This is a genomic window from Coprobacter tertius (genome assembly GCF_024330105.1).
In the GTDB taxonomy this organism is placed as follows: domain Bacteria; phylum Bacteroidota; class Bacteroidia; order Bacteroidales; family Coprobacteraceae; genus Coprobacter; species Coprobacter tertius.
On sequence record NZ_JANDHW010000009.1, the window covers coordinates 75036 to 94717 of the forward strand.

Sequence of the window (19682 nt, forward strand, 5' to 3'; positions counted from 1 at the left end):
CTCAAAGACATTTAAGTTAATTTCACATCTTTGAGGGATCATATGTTTCTGTATGCTTTACGCATCTACATTAGCATAATTTGCATTTTCTTCGATAAATTCACGCCGGGGTCCTACATCTTCCCCCATAAGCATCGAGAAGATACGATCTGCTTCTGCCGCATTATCGATAGTTACCTGATGCAGAATTCGGTTTTCAGGATCCATGGTTGTCTCCCATAGCTGATGGGCGTTCATTTCGCCGAGACCTTTATAACGTTGCGTATGTATCTGATTTTCATTACCGTTAGCATATTTCAAAATAAACTGCTGGCGTTGCTGATCGGTCCAACAATATTCTTCCACTTTTCCCTTTTTACATAGGTATAAGGGAGGCGTAGCTAAATATAGGTATCCGTTTTCGATAAGCGGACGCATGTGACGAAAAAAGAAAGTCATGATAAGCGTCGCAATATGACTACCATCGACATCGGCATCGGTCATGATTATAATCTTATGGTATCGTATCTTCGAGATATTCGCCTCTTTTGTATCGTCTTCGGTCCCGATCGTTACGCCCAATGCCGTATATATGTTTCGTATCTCCTGACTTTCGAGCACTTTATGATGCATCGCCTTTTCTACATTGAGAATTTTTCCACGCAAGGGAAGAATAGCCTGAAAAGCACGATCACGACCTTGTTTAGCCGTTCCACCGGCAGAGTCTCCCTCGACAAGGAATATTTCACATTCTTCGGGATTTCGTTTCGAGCAATCGGCCAGTTTTCCCGGTAACCCGCCTCCTGAAAGAGGTGATTTACGCTGCACCATTTCCCGGGCATGACGTGCCGCATGACGTGCAGTAGCAGCCAATATTACTTTTTCGACAATTGCCTTAGCCGGTTTCGGATTCTCCTCGAGATAGTTTCTCAAGGCTTCGCTAACCGCCATATCTACAGCTCCGATCACTTCATTATTCCCGAGTTTCGTTTTAGTTTGCCCTTCAAACTGAGGCTCCATTACTTTTACCGAAATAACCGCAGTAAGGCCTTCTCTAAAGTCATCGCTACTAATCTCTACTTTCACTTTTTCAAGCATTTTCGAGTCTTCGGCATATTTTTTCAAAGTACGTGTAAGGCCACGACGGAAGCCCGCAAGATGAGTACCTCCCTCTATAGTATTGATATTATTTACATAAGAATAAATATTCTCATTGTAAGAGGTATTATAAGTCATTGCCACCTCTACAGGAACACCTTGCTTTTCGGTAGATATATGTATAACATCATCGATAAGATGTTCTTTCGAGCTATCGATATAACGAACAAATTCTTTCAATCCTTCTACCGAATAAAATTCATCGCGTTTAAATTCGCCGTTCTCTTTCTTTTCGCGTTTATCGGTTAAAGAGAGATAGATACCGGCATTCAAATAAGCCAGGTCGCGTAAACGCGAAGCAAGAATATTAAATTGATAAACCGTTTCCGAAAATATATCGGTATCCGGTTTAAAAATAATCGTAGTACCGGTTTTATCGGTCGTACCGATTACCTCAACATCATGCAAAGGTTTTCCGCATGAAAATTCCTGCATATATATTTTTCCGCCACGTCTGATTTCAGCACGCAAATAAGTAGACAAAGCATTCACACAAGAAACACCGACTCCGTGCAAACCGCCCGAAACCTTATAAGATCCTTTATCGAATTTACCTCCTGCATGCAACACGGTAAGCACGACCTCCAGAGCAGATTTTTGTTCTTTTTCATGCATATCTACCGGGATACCGCGGCCGTTATCAACGACAGAAATAGAGTTATCTTCATTAATGGTTACTTCGATATGCGTTGCGTAACCGGCAAGAGCTTCATCAATAGAGTTATCAACCACTTCATATACCAAATGATGTAACCCTTTTACACCAATATCGCCAATATACATGGCAGGGCGTTTTCTTACCGCTTCGAGCCCTTCGAGTACCTGAATACTGTCGGCCGAATACGACGAGTTTGTAGCCTTCTGTTCTTCTGACATATTGTTTTTGTATGTTTTTATTTTTTTACTTTTCAGGGTTAAGTACACAAAACATTCTTCTTTTTCCTGTACTTTCAAAACCAAACAAAGTTAGCAAAAAAAAACGGGATAGGGAAAAATCGAAGCATGTTTTTCAATAAATTAAAGCCTCGAATCAAATCAAAACTACGTGCATGCATCAGCGAAGAAACATAGTCTTTAGCGCGGAATATTCATAAAAAACAGAGGGAAAATATAAAAAAAAGGAAAGACAAAAAGCACTAAGGATAAAAACCTTAGTGCTCCGGTAGCCCATAGGGGAATCGAACCCCTCTTTCAAGAATGAAAATCTTGCGTCCTAGCCGATAGACGAATGGGCCGTTATATGGTGAAGTATTAAATACTTCTCTATACCGACTCTTATCGGATTCCTCCTGATTAGAGCTTATTGATACGTAAAGCCAACTTAGACTTCAAGTTAGAAGCCTTATTTTTGTGAATTATGTTCTTTTTAGCCAATTTATCAAGCATAGAACTTACCTTCACATACATAGCAGAAGCCTCTTCCTTAACGGTTAAAGCCCGTAATTTACGAACTGCATTTCTAGCAGTTTTTGCATAATATCTGTTGCGCAATCTTTTAGCTTCAGCTTGCCTGATCCTTTTGATCGATGATTTGTGATTTGCCATCCGACTAATCTCCTTATAATATTTACTTATAATTTATATGGTAGCCCATAGGGGAATCGAACCCCTCTTTCAAGAATGAAAATCTTGCGTCCTAGCCGATAGACGAATGGGCCGTTATCGAAAGCCCGTAATTATTTCATACGGGTTTTCTCAAATGCGAGTGCAAATATAGAGTTGTTTTTTGAATTGACAAAATATTTATCTAAAAAATATTTCGTTAAGAGCTGTTTCCGGGCACATTTGATTCATTTTGTTATAAGACATACCCGTAACCCCTTCAAAAAGGCATTTTTTATTATCATTTTGATGTTAACCGATTTACAGAATGGAAAAATAAAATTCATATTTATATTTTTCCACCTTATTTTACCGAAAACAATTACTTTTGCATCAAAGGATACTTTATGACAGAAAAAAATACCGGAATCGTCCTTTACACGAAGGCTTACAGCGATAAAATGTCTATTGCCCACGTATATACCGAAAAGTATGGCCACATATCGTATGCCGTTCCTTTACAACAAGGGAAAAAAAGCCGCATACTCAGGACTCTTTTTACCCCTTTTTCAATACTTGGTATAGAGGCTGACCACAGGCCCAACAGAGATATTCTGAGGGTACTCGATGCTCATATCGCTATTCCGCTTCCACAGCTACATTACGATCCGATTAAAAATGCCGTTTCCCTGTTTTTATCCGAATTTCTTTCCCGCATTTTACGAGAACCCGAAACAAATCCTTCTTTTTTCGCCTTTTTGATGCAATCGGTACAATTACTGAATCATACCGAAGAAGGAAAAGCCAACTTTCACATTTGCTTTCTGATTCAACTCTCAGATTTCATGGGATTTTATCCGAATACCGAAAGTTTTGAAAAAGGATCTTTTTTCGACCTGATGAATGGTATATTCACATTTCATATACCCGACCACCCTTATTTTCTACCTCCAGCTGAAGCAGAACGTTTTTATACGCTCATGAGAATGAATTACACCAATATGCACCGATTTCGGCTTACGAGAAACGAAAGGATGGAAATTCTCGAAAGAATGATCGAATATTTTCAACTGCATCAACCTGGCTTCGGAGAAATAAAGTCGTTGGAGATATTAAAATCGCTCTTTGATTGATTCAGATTTGGTCATAATAAGATTTTATCGTATTTTTGCGTGCCTTCTTAAAGAATGCCTCTGTAGTTCAATGGATAGAACAAAAGTTTCCTAAACTTTAGATCCGGGTTCGATTCCCGGCGGAGGTACTTTTCTCATTCTCCCTTTTCTTTTTCTTCAAAAATTTTTTCACTTATTCCCTTACTGTAATACAATAATTAATCGATATCGGATAAAAAGACTTAACCTATCTTCTGCCGAAAGATAATTTCGTATCCCCTGTCAAACCATAAACATATTCAAAGAAAAAAGGTTTACCTCCTTCGGTAAACCTTTTTTCTTTGAATATATTAAAAAGATACTTTTGATCTTTATTTTGCAGCCTTCGCAGCTTCGGCAGCCAGTTCTTTTTTCTGCTTGCGACTTTGTAACTCATAAGCAACCGGAACTGCCATATACAGTGTAGATAACGTACCGATAATCACACCGAGCAACATAGCAAAGGTGAAACTGCGAATGGTATCTCCTCCGAGTATAAAAATACATAACAATACGATAAACGTACTCGATGATGTATTGATCGTACGGGAAAGGGTGCTATTCAACGCATCATTTATTACAATCTTCTTATCTCGTTTAGGATAGATGCCCGCAACTTCACGTACACGGTCGAATACCACCACTTTATCATTCACCGAGTACCCGATAACGGTAAGGATCGCAGCGATAAACGACTGATCGATCTCCATTGAGAAAGGCAATATACCGTAAAATATCGAATAGAAACCAATAATAATCACCGTATCGAACGCAAGTGCAGTAAGTGTACCCACGCTGAAAGATATATCTCGGAAACGGAGGAGAATATAAAGAGCAATTGCAATAAGAGAGAATATCACAGCCCAGAATGCCCCTATTTTTATATCATCGGCAATACTCGGACCTACTTTTTGAGTACTCATCACATGCTGATCTTTAAATTGCTGCTGAGAAATATCTCCGATATAGTTACCGTCTTTCAACCCATTATAAATCAAAGATTCAATCTCAGTATCTACTCCTTCAGAAGAATCGGCGATTTTATAGTTTGTAGAAATACGCACCTGATTATCACCCCCGATCGTAATTACCGAAAGGGTACTTCCTTCGAAACTGGGTTTCAATTTATCGGCAATATCTACAGTACTTACCGGTTTATCGAAACGAACGATATAGTTACGGCCTCCGGTAAATTCGATACCCTGGTTCAGGCCTTTGAAACCGAACGAAACGATACCGAGTACTACCAGTACGATGGCAACGATATAAGCGGTTTTTCGCTGTCCGAGGAAATTGACGCTCGGGTGCGCAAGGAAGTTCTTGGTAAGAGGAGTTGTAAAAGTAAGATTCTTGAACCATCCTTTATCGAGACCTTTCTCAAATACCAGACGAGTAAGGAACACCGCTGTAAAGAACGACATTAAAATACCGATTATCAATGTTGTAGCAAAACCTTTGATAGGTCCGGTACCAAACATAAACAGGATAACACCGGTAATCACCGAAGTAAGGTTAGAGTCGAAAATTGCAGAGAATGCATTTTTATAACCGTCGGATATGGATGTTTTCAGGTTTTTACCCAACCTAAGCTCTTCTTTCGAACGTTCGAAAATAAGTACATTAGCATCTACCGCCATACCCATCGAAAGCACGAGACCGGCGATACCCGAAAGGGTAAGCACCGCCTGGAAGGAAGCCAACACACCCATCGTAAAGAAGAGGTTACAGATAATTCCGCCATTAGCGATAAGACCGGGAGCAACCCCATACATACTGATCATATAGATCATCAGCAATACCAAGGCAAAAATAAAGGAGATAATACCCGCCTGAATAGCTTCCTGTCCCAAAGACGGACCAATGATATCTTCCTGTACAATTTTTACAGAAGCGGCCATTTTACCCGATTTCAATACATTGGCAAGGTCTTTAGCTTCTTCAGGAGTAAAGTTACCCGAAATCTGAGAATTACCACCCGAAATCTCAGTATTTACTACCGGGAACGAATAAACTTGATTATCCAGAACGATAGCAATACATTTACCGATATTCTCCCGGGTTAACTGTTCCCATATTTTGGAGCCTTCCGCATTCATCGACATGCTTACGATAGCCGAATTAGTCGTACGATCGAAATCTTCACGAGCATCGGTAATTACATCGCCTTCGAGAGGAGGACGACCTCCGTTGGTCGATTTCAAAGCCACTAACTGATAATATTGTTCCTTTTCATCAATCGCTTTTACGCCCCATTTAAACATCAGATTTGCCGGCAGCAATTCCCGTACCTGAGGCAAAGCCAAATAACGGTTTATAGCAGCCGTATCGCTGTAATGGGCAATACCTACCGCCGGACTCGCGCTAACACGGCCATCAGGAGATACATTCATTTGCAATTTAGAGAATAAAGGATTCTGCTTTTTCCAGGCTTCTATATTCTGTTTTTCATTTTCAGCCTCCTTTAATTCTTTTATTTTCTGAGCAATACTGTCTTTTTTAGATACAGGAACAGCGGCAGCCGTATCGGCTACAGCTACTGTAGCGACAGAATCGGCAACAGTGGTCGTTGCACCGGCTTTTTCACTTTCGAGCTTGGCAATAATTTCATTAGCGGCAGAAAGCTGATTACTGAATTCATTCAGATTGTATGTTTCCCAAAATTCGAGATTGGCGCTTCCTTGCAAAAGTTTCCTTACACGTTCGGGTTCCTTAACACCGGGAAGTTCCACCAAAATACGGCCGTCTTTTTCGAGCCGCTGTATATTGGGAGCAACCACACCGAAACGGTCGATACGAGTACGGAGTACATTAAATGAATTATCGATTGCATCGTTCAATTCAGAACGTAATACTTTCAATACTTCATCGTTAGGGGTATTGGGTTTGATTTTTTCTTTCAACTGGAAAGTACTGAAAATAGCCGAAAGTTTCACATTCGGATCAAGTCGTTTATACGCATCATAAAATGCCGACAAGAAGTCCTTATTCTCAGCTTGGTTGGCCGTAGCTTCTGCCAGAGCTTTATTGAAATTGACATCCGGGTTATTGTTGGAAAGCGATTTCAGTACATCGGCAACCGAAATTTGCAAGGTTACATTCATACCGCCTTTAAGGTCGAGACCCAAGCCGATTTCCATTTCACGGCATTGTTTAAAAGTGTAATACCATAAATAGACTTTTTCTGTCGAAATAGAGTCCATAAATTGGGCATACTTCGCGCTATCGCCGTTTGCGTACTCCTCTGCTTTTTTAGTCTGGTGTCTTGTCACCAGTGAAAAAGAAAGGTAAAATAAGCAGACAAGCGTAAGTAAAACCGCAAAAACTCTAATAAATCCTTTGTTTTGCATTGTGATTATTACTTTATGATTTTTTGTTTAGATTAATTTCGTGTTTTTATTAAGGTGCAAATATATGCTTTTTTTCAATTCGGCTAACAAAATGAAGTATTAATTTCTCTTTGTTATGATTATTAGAGCCTCAAATGCCCCCCTTTATCACTTCGAATCATACTTTTTTGTATCTTTACCGTCAAAACTTTCGTATCGGGCAATGAAAATACAGAACAACGATAAATGGCACAAACATATTTTCAAGCTATTATGTTTCCTTACTGCAGGATTCATAACCTATTCTTGTGCAAATATGGCTAGACCTACAGGAGGCCCGCGCGACACGACTCCTCCCGTATATTTAAAAAGCAATCCGCTTCCCAACCAGTTAAACGTAACGAAAAACCGGATTGAAATTGATTTTGACGAAATCGTCCAGATCGACAAGCCCAATGAAAAAGTAATTATCTCTCCCCCCCAAAAAGAAGCTCCCAATGTGAGAGCATCAGGTAAAAAAGTAATTGTGGAATTACAAGATTCACTCCTTGAAAATACCACTTACACGATCGATTTTTCTGATGCGATCGCCGACAATAACGAACATAACAAACTCGAAAATTTCACCCTGTCTTTTTCCACGGGGCCAACAATCGATACTTTACAAATCTCCGGCGTGCTATTAAATGCGCAAGACCTCGAGCCCATCACAGGAATGCTGGTCGGTGTACACTCCGACCTCGATGATACGGCATTTGTCAAACTTCCCTTCGACCGTATCGCAGCATCAGACGGTACCGGGCATTTCACGATACGCAATCTTGCACCGGGAAATTATCGTATTTTCGCATTGAAAGATCTCAACCGGGATTACAGATTCGATAACGCTACCGAAGATATCGCATTCGAAGATATCGTTATTTCTCCTTCGACCGAACTTACAGTACGTCCCGATACCATATGGGCCGATTCTTTGGTGATCGATACGATCATAATGAAAGATTTCGTGCATTTCACTCCTGACAATATTATCCTGAAAGCTTTTAATGAAAACTTCAAATCCCATTATCTCAATAAATACGAACGCCAACAGCAACAAAAAATCTCTATATTTTTCGCAGCGCCTAACGATTCCTTACCCATAATCAAAGGTCTGAATTTCAATACCGACGATTGGGCCGTAATAGAAAGAAACGCAACTAACGATACGATTCACTACTGGATAAAAGATTCTCTTATTTATCAACTCGATACGCTCACGATAGAAGCCCGGTATCTCCGTACCGATTCTAACCTACAACTCGAGCCGTATGCCGATACGCTCAACTTCATCATGAAGAATGTGAAAAAAAATATTCAGAATCAGGACAAAAAACACCACCGGGGGAAAAAAGAGGAAGAAGTTCCTAAAATAGACTATGTCGGAATGAATCCTAACGCTCCGGGTACGCTCAACATATATCAAGACCTATTGTTTACTTATTCGGAACCAATCGAAAACATCGACAAAAAAGGAATACATCTTTACATTAAACAGGATACTTTATGGATTCCCGATGATAAATTTACCTTTACGCAAGACTCCTTACAAATACGTAATTTCAGGTTATATAATAAATGGAAACCCGGCAACGAATACAAATTAAATATCGACTCCATGGCAGGATATACGATATACGGTAAGCCAACCCGTGCATTCGAACAGACTTTCAAAATAAAAAAGACCGAAGAATATTCCAATTTTTATATCACGACTCAAGGAGTAAAAGATTCGGCTTTCGTCGAGTTGCTCAATTCGAGCGATGCACCCGTAAGACGATCTCCCGTAATAGACGGTGGTGCAGAATTTATTTATGTCGATCCCGGGACCTATTATGCACGGCTTGTTATCGATAAAAATAATAACGGAAAATTCGATACCGGTAATTATAAAGAAAAACGACAACCCGACGAGGTCTATTATTATCCTGAAAAAATAATACTGAAGGCCAATTGGGACGTCGAGCAAGAATGGAATGTTTTCGCTTTGCCAGCTGATAAACAGAAACCCCGTGAAATCGTAAAAAATAAATCCGATAAAGAAAAACAACAGAAACGACAGAATGAAGAAGATGATGATACCGAAACAGATGAACACTATTATCCGGGCAGGGATTCCGATCCTTACGGACAATATCCCGGCCAGCCGTACAATGGCCAAGGCTATCGTCGTTAGTATCGTTGCCATACTGCTGTGTATCCCTTCTCAGGCACAATTCCCCTGCTTGGCTCCCGGAACCGATTTTCCGAAAGAAGATCTCCCTTATGATATTATATATCAATGGGGATTTATATGGAAACGGGCCGGTATAGCCAGTTTAAAGCTGGATACGATCCGAAAACAAAAAACCAAATATTACCAATCTCATATGATAGCGCGCACTCTTGCTTTCGCAGATCGTATTTTCAAAGTGAGAGATACGCTCGTTTCGGTTATGAAATACGAAAATTTACAGCCGATTTACTACGCCAAAATCGCAAACGAGGACAATACATACAGAAAAGATGTTGTACAATACTCTTACAACAACGACGGCAGTACCAACGGAAAAATTACGCTTTACCGCCCCAAACGAAACGCAATTGAACACTACGATGTACCTTCGGCCACCTGTACCTTCGACATGCTGAGCGTTTTTTATTACATGCGTACGCTCGATTACCCCAAAATGGACGTTGGACAACGTATCAACTTGAATATTTATTCCGGAAACCATGTCGAGTACCTTTCGATAGAATTTATGGGTCGCACTCTTGTGAAACTGAAAAACAGACAGATGGGCGCTTATAAAATAAAACTGCACTTCTCGACCGATAAAGGTGAAAACGAGAGCGATAATATCACCGCTTGGATAAGCGATGACGAAAGACGCATTCCCTTGCAGGTAGAAGGGAAATTGGCAATCGGATCGATGAAAGCGATGTATACGGGGAAATAAACGATTTTAAAATCTTCATTAAAAAGTTCCGAAAATTATTCTTATAATTTTCGGAACTTTTTAATTTTATACCTATTTAAATAATAGCGCAAGTTTTACACGACGAGTTTTCCCTCGTCAAATTCGAAACTTCATAATATGCACTTTTCCTTCGGCATCGGTTATGCGTGCAGTATATACTCCCGGCAAATAATTATTAAGCATAAGCGTATCTCCCGGTTTCATTTTTTTCCCTTTCATTACTAGCTGTCCCGAAGCACTGTAAATTTCCAATTGGCGAATATCCGCTTCCGATGAAATATGTAAAGAGCTGGTATCGGGTGAAAAATACGCAATCTGATTTTTTACGATATTCTCAGCGATTCCGCTTACTTCGGGAAAGCCGAATCTTACTCTTACACCATCTGGGTCGTTTTTAAAATAAATCCGATAAGTATGAGTATCCTCATCCCACGAGAATTTCGATTCGTCACTTTCTCCGATAACTCGCACACTCGTAGGTTCATTTTGTAAATAAACCCTCATCGAACCTCCGGTATTCGCCGGACCTTTAACGACAAATTCATACGACTTAGAAGTCACTTTTTCGTCGGAAACTCTTCCCGCCCCGCAAAGTGCTTTTGCCACGGCACTCTTATCTATTTTATCCAAATCATATAAATAAGCTTGCTCTCCGATTCCGATACTTTTATTTTGTAAAACCGGCAATTCGGGATCGAATAAATCGATAAATTTCCCCTGAAGTATAAGGCTTTCATTACTTACGCTTTCGTTCATAACCGACACAATTACATACGGTCCCCTTTCGAGATAAAAGTTGTTTTTCAATTCCACCGTACCCGCACCGGCCTGTTTTTCGTAAGCCTTTATTACCGTTTGTACATATTTATTATCTGTACCGGCCTGTAGTACAAAATTTTTAGGTTCCTCACGAATAACGTTAATCGTTCCTTTACCATATGTATAACTTCCTTCTGCAGGTGTTTTTTCCAATTCCATCAATTCAAACAGATGCTGGGAAGGCGCCGTATAATGCATATCACCGGTATTCCACCATTCGGGTACACTCTGAAAAGGATCAATATCTTCAGCACAATATATCAGTACACCGCCATTTTTTACCCATTCGGCAATATTATCGTGATACGTAGCATCCGACGGTTTCATATTGGAATAAGACATAACCAGAACCTTCAATCCCGACAAAGCCTCCGGATATGCTGTATTTTCAATATGTACGATTTCTACCGGTATTCCCCTTTTGAGTAACGGTAACGTCTGTCCGTAAAAATTCGAAAATTGTACATCAGAATATCCTTCATGTTCCGGGAAACGCTGAAACATCAATGAATTTGCCATCAGTACCCCGATACCATGAGTTCCGTTTACCTCATTTTGCGAGACAGGCATATCATTCAGCGTATTTATCATCACCTGTAACTGCGAAGCATAATCCTCTGGAATGGGAACTGCTTCTTCGCTTCCTTCCACCTTGAATTTCCCCAGATAAATACGTTCGGGCCAAGGCATTACCTCATAATTGGCTACTTGCGGATACAGGAGCTGAGAAGTAAATGTCGCTTGATAATTAGTGCGGTAATCATCCCACGACCGTATGGCATCCTCAATCGGGTCGGTAAGAAAAAATATCTTTCTCCCGGTCGGGGCAATCATCGAATACATCGAGCCGTATTCCAAAAAAGCGTTCTCGAAAACCCGCTCTTTCCTTACTCCGTTATAATAAACGGGCTCACGGGACGTCCCCGTCCATACCTGGGCGATATATCCATCGACCGAAGGTAATGAGGCCAGGCTGGCTTCGGGACTTACGATCTGCCAAGAAGAATAATTTACCAATGAATGTGTAGGAACATAACATTTAATTTCTTTCCCCAGTGATCTTGCATATTTTTTAGCATAAGTAAAAACTTCATTCAAGGCATTATAATAAAGATGATATTTTAGCTTATTCGATAAATAAGTATTTTCGGGAGACTCATGCTGAGCTTTCCATTCGGTCCCGTAATATTTTTTCCATTCTTCTTTAAAGGCTGTACTATACCCGCCGCGCATCCAAAACTCGGGCTCTTCCAGATAGATCGCTTCGGCACCGTAATCGATCGCCTTTTTTACCTGTTTTTCTTTCATATATTGTAGAAACGAAGCCGTAGGAACCACATATGGCACATTTTCGCCATGCCATATAATATTTCCGTTTCGGTCTACTTGCCCTTCATCGATATGGTTTTTCCCATCCCATTCACCCATAAAGTAATCCTGATAAGTACCCCATGCTATGCCCGTCATGAAATGTACTGTGTACCCTCTGTTCTTAAAATTATTTATCCGGTCACGGAATGTATAATCCGAATAATCCTGTGTACCGTATATCATAGCGATATCGGCTCGCATATCGATCTCTCTCACCCAGTTATGTCCCGTTTGGAAACTGGTTTTCTCTTTTCCACTATTTTGGGAAAATACAGTACCTGCACCGGTAATACAAATCAGCAAAAAAATTAAAATGTGTTTTTTCATAGGGCTTATTTTTATACGGCAACATAAAAAATGCCACAAACTATTCTAAATATGAAATAAGGTATTTCTCAAACAAATTAAAACTGTAAGTATCTTTTACTCTTACAAATATAAGATTCCGGTAGGAAAAATAAAAGTAATTCCGAATTTTTCTTTAATTGTTTATTCGATTTCCGAATATAACCGCTTTACGACATTATCGGCTGAAAACAAAAGATAAACCGTACTTGTTAATCTTCAGTAAAAGAAAACTGTTATCAACCCAATTATATAATCTCTCTTATGAATATGAAAAAATATCTGTTATCTGCTATTTTCCTGGCCGGAAGCATTATTAAAGTATCATCATGTACAGGCATTTCTCTTTCTCCCAAAGACGGTAGTCATATTCTGGCACGCACGATAGAATGGGGTGAAAGCGTTTTACCCAGCGAATATGTCGTTATACCCGAAGGAGTTTCACTCACATCTTATACCCCTTCGGGCATAAACGGACTGAATTACCATACAGTTCATAATATCATAGGGCTCTCTGTCGTACAAAAAGAATTTATTGTCGAAGGACTCAACGATGCCGGTTTATCTGCCGGACTATTCTATTTTCCCCGTTACGGCAGTTACGAAACTTATAATCCGGCTAAAAACGAGCGTACCTTGTCCGACTTGCAAGTCGTATCATGGATACTCTCACGTTTTGAGACGATCGACGAGGTTAAGGCCGCATTACCCGAAGTCTGCATTGTTTCAATACAGAAACCGGGACTTTCTTCGACCGTACATTGGCGTATTGCCGATAAAACAGGCCGGCAAGTCGTCCTCGAAATAGAAAACGGAACCCCTCATTTTTACGAGAACAAAATCGGAGTACTTACCAATTCACCGGGTTTTCCATGGCAAATTACCAACCTGAATAATTACGTCAACCTCTACCCAGGAGGAACTCCGGCCCAAAATCTCAGTGGGATTACACTCACTTCTTTCGGAGCAGGCTCGGGCTTTCTGGGAATACCGGGCGACGTAACCCCTCCATCCCGTTTTGTAAGGGCAGCTTTTTATAAAGCCTCGGCTCCACAACTCGACACAGCCGGAGAAACCGTTCTGCAATGTTTTCATATTCTCAACAATTTCGACATACCCATCGGCATAGAACATCCCGTAGGGAAGTCTCCCGATATCCCTAGTGCTACACAATGGACATCGGTCTCCGACCTCTCCAATTTGAAGATATACTATAAAACTTCTTACAATAATTCGATACGTTGTATCGATATGAAAGAAATCGATTTCGCTAAAATAAAATACCAGTCACATCCGCTAGATCGAGAAACGGTTCAACCCATCGAGCGAATAAAAATCGAATGATTCTATTTATATAACAATACGACCACACCTTCATTGCCGATAGATAACAATAAAAAATAGAAGCTTAGATCTTTTGTGAACTAATATAATAACCAGTCATCGGTCAAAGTACAAGTGATAAAATAAACTGCCGGAAATATATTCCCGGCAGTTTATTTTTAGAATAAGTCCATAAAAATTATAAAGTTAAAGTCTTTAATTACTTTTCATTCGAACCAATGATCATTTAATAATTTTACCTTTAGTCATTTTTGCTTTTTTAATGACATCATGCGTTTTATTTTCCAGTTTTTCTGCGGCAACGGAACCCACATCCCAAACTTTCTCTTTCGCATCATCAAAAAAATCCTCGGCTCGGTGCCCCATTTTACGTAACGACCTCCGCATATCCTTTTTCATTTTTTGGGCGCTCGAAGATTGGGAGAAACCATAAGCTAAAGCCCCTAAAAGAGAACCAAGCCCTAATCCGAGCCAGAAACTTCCATTTTTCATATCATCATTTACTTTTAAAATTTATACTCGCTTAAGCATTATTATTCCCGGGCTTTTTAAAGAGTGAAACAATCCACAACAATAATATAGCTCCGATTACAGAAGTAACAAGACTTCCTATAATACCGGTTGTAGCGATTCCCAGCAAACCGAAAACCCAACCTCCTAAAACACCTCCGACAATACCCACTATTAAATTTACGATAAGGCCGAAACCTCCTCCCCGCATGATCTTTCCGGCTACAAAACCGGCAATAATACCAATAAGAATATACCACAGAAAATTCATAATATAAAATTTTAAAATTAGACCCTATTTTAAAAGAATAATGTAAGACAAAAATATTGATACAAAACACATTAACATGTTCTTTAAAAACACCGGCCAGAAAAGAAAGGTTCGTTTACCGAAAAGGGAATTAACAACAATTGTCGATTTATGAAAAAAGATAAGAATAAACTATTTAAAATATACAAAACGATCGGAAAACCGTACTCTGTTTATTCTATTAAAACACTTACCCGATACATTTTATTCCCGTCTCCAAAATATCATTCCGACAATATATAAGAAAGCCCGGCTGAAATTTTATTTTTCAGCCGGGCTCATTTCCTAAAGAAAAAACAAAGCGAAATTATCTTTTGTTTTGATGATATCTATCAAAAATATTTTTAATCTTCAATTGTACAGATACTTACACGATTCCAAGTGGGTTCTGAGAACATATCGCCAATACCTTTACCCTTAGCCGTAATACGCGTAGAACTGATCTTATACTTTTTAATTAGCATTGATTTTACCGACTCGGCACGAGCTTGGGCCAACTTAATATTAAAGTCGAGATTACCCTCGGGAGAAGCATAACCGTTAATCTCAACTTTTGCATTAGGATGATTTTTCAGATAATCGGCAACACGTTCTACATTCAGTCGCTGAGAAGCATCTATAACCGAACTGCTTTGTCTGAAAGTAACTATTGTCTCGGGTATACGCGTTGTTTTTACGACTGTTTTTACCGTTTCGGCCGCTTTTCTACAATTATCGAGTTCGGTCTGTAAAGCTCCGATCTTTTGCGCCGCTCCCATTACCTGGTTATTTTTAGCCTCAATTTGCATACGAAGATCATTGATCGACGAATTCAATGCGTCTATCTGTGCCTGATCATATACTCTGACTTTTGTAAAATGATGAGTTCCGGTACTGCACATAAAATGATATGTGATACCGGCTGTAATCTCGAACGATGCGTTATTAACATTAAACCGGCTTTTTGCCCGGGGAAAATCAGCTTCCATATCATAAATTATAGCCGGTTTAATTCCCAATGTCCAGGCCTGTTCTTCTCCGAGATTGAAATTAAAATTAAATCCGAAACGGGTGGACCATGAATTGATATCGCCAGGGCCGTTCATATAATAATGTAACCAACCGATACCGACCAACGCTTCTATCTCGAAAGGACGGGGATCCCCCGGATATCCGCCGAAAAGATTCATTAAATTAACTTTACCCAACATGCTTACATCGGATGCGTCAAACGCCGTCTTACTTTGAGTAGTATTAATATATCCCATTCCCTGAAATCCCAATCCGAAAACCGGAGTCAATTGTTTCGAGAATCCCACACCAAGCCCCGGACGCATATCTTTAAAAAATGAACTATGCGTAAGAGGAGTAATTCCTCCAGCTTTAAATTCTACAGACCAGTTATCCCAGAACTTAGTTCCCTGAAGGGCAGTCTGGTCAGTTTGTGCATTTGCGGAAAACGCCCATACTATCAATGCTGATACGATAATAGACTTTTTCATAAGTTAAATGTTTAATTGGTTATGTAATAATTAAAATTCTACGCTTTTAAGAACTAAACTTTCTCAGCCCTATAAAAAAAACAATATCTGTTGAAACAACATTCAGCATTCATAACTGTTTAAACTCTAACTGTGATTTTAACAAGAATTTGTTCTTATCTATATCATAACCCTTTTTATACTTTACAAATAACTCGATGCTTATTTAAAAAGATTATTACTACCGATTGGTTTTAAATGCGGCTTTCATAAAAAAACAGACCTGATAAAAAGATGTATCGAATCATAAGCAGCAGTAAAACATTTGCGATTCAATTTATCATATATTCGGGAAACGGAGTATAAGAAGAAGAGTCGCCGGAAATATATACAAAAAAATAACTCTCTTAAAAATGATTTTAAGAGAGTTATAAAATAGTTGTCTCACCAGGATTCGAACCTAGACAGGCAGAACCAAAAACTGCAGTGCTACCATTACACCATGAGACAATCCTCATTGCCCGGGCTTTACCCAAAAGCGATGCAAATATAGGAGAATTATCGGAAATGTCAAAATATTTTTTCCGAATTATTTAGCGATCAACAAGAAATAATTTTTCTTTCCCCTTTGTACCAAAAGGTATTTACCATTCAATAAATCCCCATCGGTTATTATTTTATCGAACTCAGCCAGTTTTTCTTTATTCAGAGAAACCCCACCTCCTTGTGTCGTTTTACGCATTTCTCCTTTTGAAGGAAATACGGCTGCTTTTTCGGTAAGAAGATCTACAGCCTTAAGACCTCCCGATAATTCATCTTTCGATATTTCAAATTGCGGAACTCCTTCGAAAACGGCCAGTAAAGTATCTTCATCGAGTTTTTTCAGCGCATCGGAAGTAGCATTACCGAACAAAATACCCGATGCAGCAACAGCAGCCTCATAATCTTCGGCAGAGTGTACCATCGTGGTTATCTCTTTGGCAAGCCTTTTTTGCAGAGTGCGCAAATGGGGCGCAGCATGCTGCTCTTCTATAAGAGCGGCAATCTCTTCCTGCGTAAGTTCGGTGAAAATCTTAATATAACGTTCGGCATCGGTATCGGTCACGTTCAACCAGAATTGATAAAATTTATATGGTGAAGTATACCTCGGATCGAGCCATACGTTCCCCGATTCGGTTTTGCCGAACTTTCCTCCGTCCGCCTTCGTAATTAACGGACAAGTAAGTGCAAATGCTTCACCACCTGTAGTACGACGTATGAGTTCTGTACCAGTCGTGATATTTCCCCACTGATCCGATCCCCCCATCTGGAGTTTACAATTTTTCGTCTTATATAAATAGGTAAAATCGTACCCCTGTACCAATTGATACGAAAATTCGGTAAAGGACAATCCGTTACTGTTCTCTCCACCCAAACGTTTCTTTACAGAGTCTTTGGCCATCATATAATTAACGGTAATGTATTTACCTACATCACGGATAAAACCGAGAAAAGAAAAATCTTTCATCCAATCGTAATTGTTGACCAGTTCAGCTGCGTTAGGAGCATTCGACTCAAAATCGAGAAATTTAGACAACTGTTTTTTTATAGCCTCTTGATTATGGCGCAATGTCTTTTCATCGAGCAAATTACGCTCCTGAGATTTCATAGACGGATCCCCGATCATACCGGTTGCTCCACCTACAAGAGCGATAGGTTTATGTCCGGCACGCTGAAAATGCTTCAGCATCATTACACTTACAAGGTGTCCGATATGCAACGAATCGGCCGTAGGGTCGATACCAACGTATGCCGTTGTCATTTCTTTCTGCAACTGTTCCTCGGTTCCGGGCATCATGTCGTGAATCATGCCACGCCATTTAAGTTCTTCTACAAAATTCATTGATATAGTGTATTTTATTGTTTTTCGCTTTCGCAAAAGTACGACTCTTTATCGGAAGAAACAATTCTTTAGGAATGAAAAGTGAGAAAACATCGGGAGAAAAGGAGAACTATCAAATCTTTACTCTTCTTTTCGGGAAGTAGAGAGTGAAAACAAACGGGAAGTATTCGCTACGACAGTACGATACATTTCACCGACAGCAATACTGCGCAGATCTGCGGCACGACGGTATAACTCTGCCACAGGCACTTCGCTTTCATCTGTTTCTATCAGTAGCCGATGGCAAGGGGTTAATGCCAGCGATTCGGGGTGGTAATATTCTCCGAAAGACAGGTAAAACCCATGGTCGAGTAGTTGCTCCGCCAATCGGGGGTTCCCTCTGAAACTATGTATTATCCAAGGCTGTGACGGCCGCCATACTTTATAAACAAGCAATATTTGGTCAAAAGAACGTACCGCATGTATCACCAAAGGCTTTTTCACCGATTCCGATAGTTCGATATGATGTTCGAAAACAAAAATCTGTTCCTTCATATCAATTTCAGCGCGTAACCGGTCGAGTCCGGTTTCTCCTATCGCAACCACTTGCGGATGCTTTACCAACTCATCGAGTAAACAATATCGATTCCGGTAATCAACAGAAATATACCAGGGATGCATACCTACCGAATAAAACCGGCCTTCCCGGGGAACAAAATCCTCAGGAGAAACACTGGTGATCGCCGTAACGGGAGCATCTGCGTGATGGGTATGTATATCATCTATATACATATATTTACGGAACAGGATCATATCCGCTGCCTCCCCACGGATGACAGCGCAGAATACGCTTCAACGCCAAATAAAAACCTTTAAAGGGTCCGTATTTACGTATTGCTTCAATAGCATATTCCGAACAAGTGGGCACAAACCGACACGTCGGAGGTTTTAAAGGAGAAATACAGGCTCGGTAAAAATAAACCGGCAGTAATAACAACCATGATAATATTTTCCTTATCATACTTCTCCTTTCCCGATTTGTATTCCGTCGGATACTAGTTTATCTTTGAGCTTATTCAGTAATTCTTTCATTTTCTTCTCGAGAACTGCATACACACACACTTCTTTATCGATGTATAAAATAGCCATATCTATCGTCATGCCCTGTGGTACGTTATCGCTTAGCAGATGTTTATTTAATCGATACGTTTCTTTCACCCGGCGGCGTATAAGGTTCCTTTTCACCGCTCGCTTAAATCGTTTCCTGGGTACACTTATCAATAACGATATCGGAACGTCATTTTCTTTTTTTCGACAAATAAATACGACACGGTAAGGGTAAACCACAAAAGACTCTCCCTGGGTAAACAACTTATCGATACGAACTTTACTATGCAGCCTTTCGGCTTTTGTCAGGCCAAATTCACTCATTATCGTACAAAGATAGAGAATATTTTACAATGACTTCATCTCTAACCTGTCTTTATAACCGGATAGATTCACATTA

General features: G+C 39.8%; 15 protein-coding genes and 3 tRNA genes. 5 read left to right on the plus strand and 13 right to left on the minus strand.

Annotated features, from left to right (window positions below; all coding sequences use genetic code 11):
• Positions 1-57: 57 nt before the first annotated feature.
• The 4 genes from gyrB to NMU02_RS10080 form a co-directional block, all read right to left on the minus strand.
• Positions 58-2013 carry a DNA topoisomerase (ATP-hydrolyzing) subunit B gene (gene gyrB / locus NMU02_RS10065; RefSeq protein WP_255027738.1) on the minus strand — a complete coding sequence of 652 codons (1956 nt, stop codon included), beginning with the start codon at positions 2011-2013 and terminating at the stop codon, positions 58-60.
• Positions 2014-2300: 287 nt separating this feature from the next.
• Positions 2301-2372 (minus strand) — tRNA-Glu (locus tag NMU02_RS10070).
• A gap of 58 nt (positions 2373-2430) precedes the next feature.
• The gene (rpsT, locus tag NMU02_RS10075; protein WP_255027739.1) at positions 2431-2682 is read right to left on the minus strand and encodes a 30S ribosomal protein S20; all 252 of its coding nucleotides are present in this window, start codon (positions 2680-2682) and stop codon (positions 2431-2433) included.
• Between the two features lie 38 nt (positions 2683-2720).
• A tRNA-Glu gene (locus NMU02_RS10080) sits at positions 2721-2795 on the minus strand.
• A 291-nt stretch (positions 2796-3086) separates the two neighbouring features.
• Between NMU02_RS10080 and recO the strand changes: the two genes are divergently transcribed.
• Positions 3087-3812 (plus strand): DNA repair protein RecO, encoded by a 726-nt coding sequence (gene recO / locus NMU02_RS10085; RefSeq protein ID WP_255027740.1) that lies wholly within the window; start codon positions 3087-3089, stop codon positions 3810-3812.
• Positions 3813-3868: 56 nt separating this feature from the next.
• Positions 3869-3940: transfer RNA gene (locus NMU02_RS10090), tRNA-Arg, on the plus strand.
• 222 nt (positions 3941-4162) lie between these two features.
• Here the strand turns inward: NMU02_RS10090 and secDF are convergent.
• Positions 4163-7177: a protein translocase subunit SecDF gene (gene secDF, locus NMU02_RS10095; RefSeq protein WP_255027741.1), complete on the minus strand. Its 3015-nt coding sequence runs from the start codon at positions 7175-7177 to the stop codon at positions 4163-4165.
• A gap of 202 nt (positions 7178-7379) precedes the next feature.
• Here secDF and NMU02_RS10100 point away from each other — a divergent pair, with 202 nt between their 5' ends.
• Both NMU02_RS10100 and NMU02_RS10105 read left to right on the plus strand, forming a co-directional pair.
• Entirely contained in the window at positions 7380-9371 is a 1992-nt protein-coding gene (locus tag NMU02_RS10100; RefSeq protein ID WP_255027743.1) for an Ig-like domain-containing protein, read from the plus strand.
• Positions 9286-10134 carry a DUF3108 domain-containing protein gene (locus tag NMU02_RS10105; RefSeq protein WP_255027745.1) on the plus strand — a complete coding sequence of 283 codons (849 nt, stop codon included), beginning with the start codon at positions 9286-9288 and terminating at the stop codon, positions 10132-10134. The genes NMU02_RS10100 and NMU02_RS10105 overlap by 86 nt, the downstream gene beginning before the upstream one ends.
• 117 nt (positions 10135-10251) lie before the next feature.
• On the opposite strand, the gene NMU02_RS10110 is transcribed toward NMU02_RS10105, so the two are convergent.
• Positions 10252-12672, minus strand: a complete 2421-nt coding sequence (locus NMU02_RS10110) for a T9SS type A sorting domain-containing protein (RefSeq protein WP_255027747.1) — start codon at positions 12670-12672, stop codon at positions 10252-10254.
• Between the two features lie 282 nt (positions 12673-12954).
• Here NMU02_RS10110 and NMU02_RS10115 point away from each other — a divergent pair, with 282 nt between their 5' ends.
• A complete protein-coding gene (locus NMU02_RS10115) occupies positions 12955-14034 on the plus strand; it encodes a linear amide C-N hydrolase (protein WP_435522034.1) in 1080 nt (359 codons plus the stop codon).
• Between the two features lie 222 nt (positions 14035-14256).
• Here the strand turns inward: NMU02_RS10115 and NMU02_RS10120 are convergent, their stop codons facing one another.
• The 7 genes from NMU02_RS10120 to rnpA all read right to left on the minus strand — a co-directional run bounded on the left by NMU02_RS10120 (position 14257) and on the right by rnpA (position 19606).
• On the minus strand, positions 14257-14526 hold the full coding sequence (locus NMU02_RS10120; RefSeq protein ID WP_255027748.1) for a YtxH domain-containing protein: 270 nt from the start codon (positions 14524-14526) through the stop codon (positions 14257-14259).
• A gap of 31 nt (positions 14527-14557) precedes the next feature.
• Positions 14558-14815, minus strand: a complete 258-nt coding sequence (locus tag NMU02_RS10125) for a GlsB/YeaQ/YmgE family stress response membrane protein (protein ID WP_255027750.1) — start codon at positions 14813-14815, stop codon at positions 14558-14560.
• A 383-nt stretch (positions 14816-15198) separates the two neighbouring features.
• On the minus strand, positions 15199-16335 hold the full coding sequence (locus NMU02_RS10130; protein ID WP_255027751.1) for an OmpA family protein: 1137 nt from the start codon (positions 16333-16335) through the stop codon (positions 15199-15201).
• A gap of 568 nt (positions 16336-16903) precedes the next feature.
• The gene (tyrS, locus tag NMU02_RS10135) at positions 16904-18196 is read right to left on the minus strand and encodes a tyrosine--tRNA ligase (protein WP_255027752.1); all 1293 of its coding nucleotides are present in this window, start codon (positions 18194-18196) and stop codon (positions 16904-16906) included.
• Positions 18197-18316: 120 nt separating this feature from the next.
• The gene (locus NMU02_RS10140) at positions 18317-18967 is read right to left on the minus strand and encodes a TatD family hydrolase (RefSeq protein WP_255027753.1); all 651 of its coding nucleotides are present in this window, start codon (positions 18965-18967) and stop codon (positions 18317-18319) included.
• 4 nt (positions 18968-18971) lie between these two features.
• Positions 18972-19196: a membrane protein insertion efficiency factor YidD gene (gene yidD, locus NMU02_RS10145; protein ID WP_290427137.1), complete on the minus strand. Its 225-nt coding sequence runs from the start codon at positions 19194-19196 to the stop codon at positions 18972-18974.
• Positions 19193-19606: a ribonuclease P protein component gene (gene rnpA, locus NMU02_RS10150; protein WP_255027755.1), complete on the minus strand. Its 414-nt coding sequence runs from the start codon at positions 19604-19606 to the stop codon at positions 19193-19195. The genes yidD and rnpA overlap by 4 nt, the downstream gene beginning before the upstream one ends.
• Between the last annotated feature and the right edge of the window lie 76 nt (positions 19607-19682).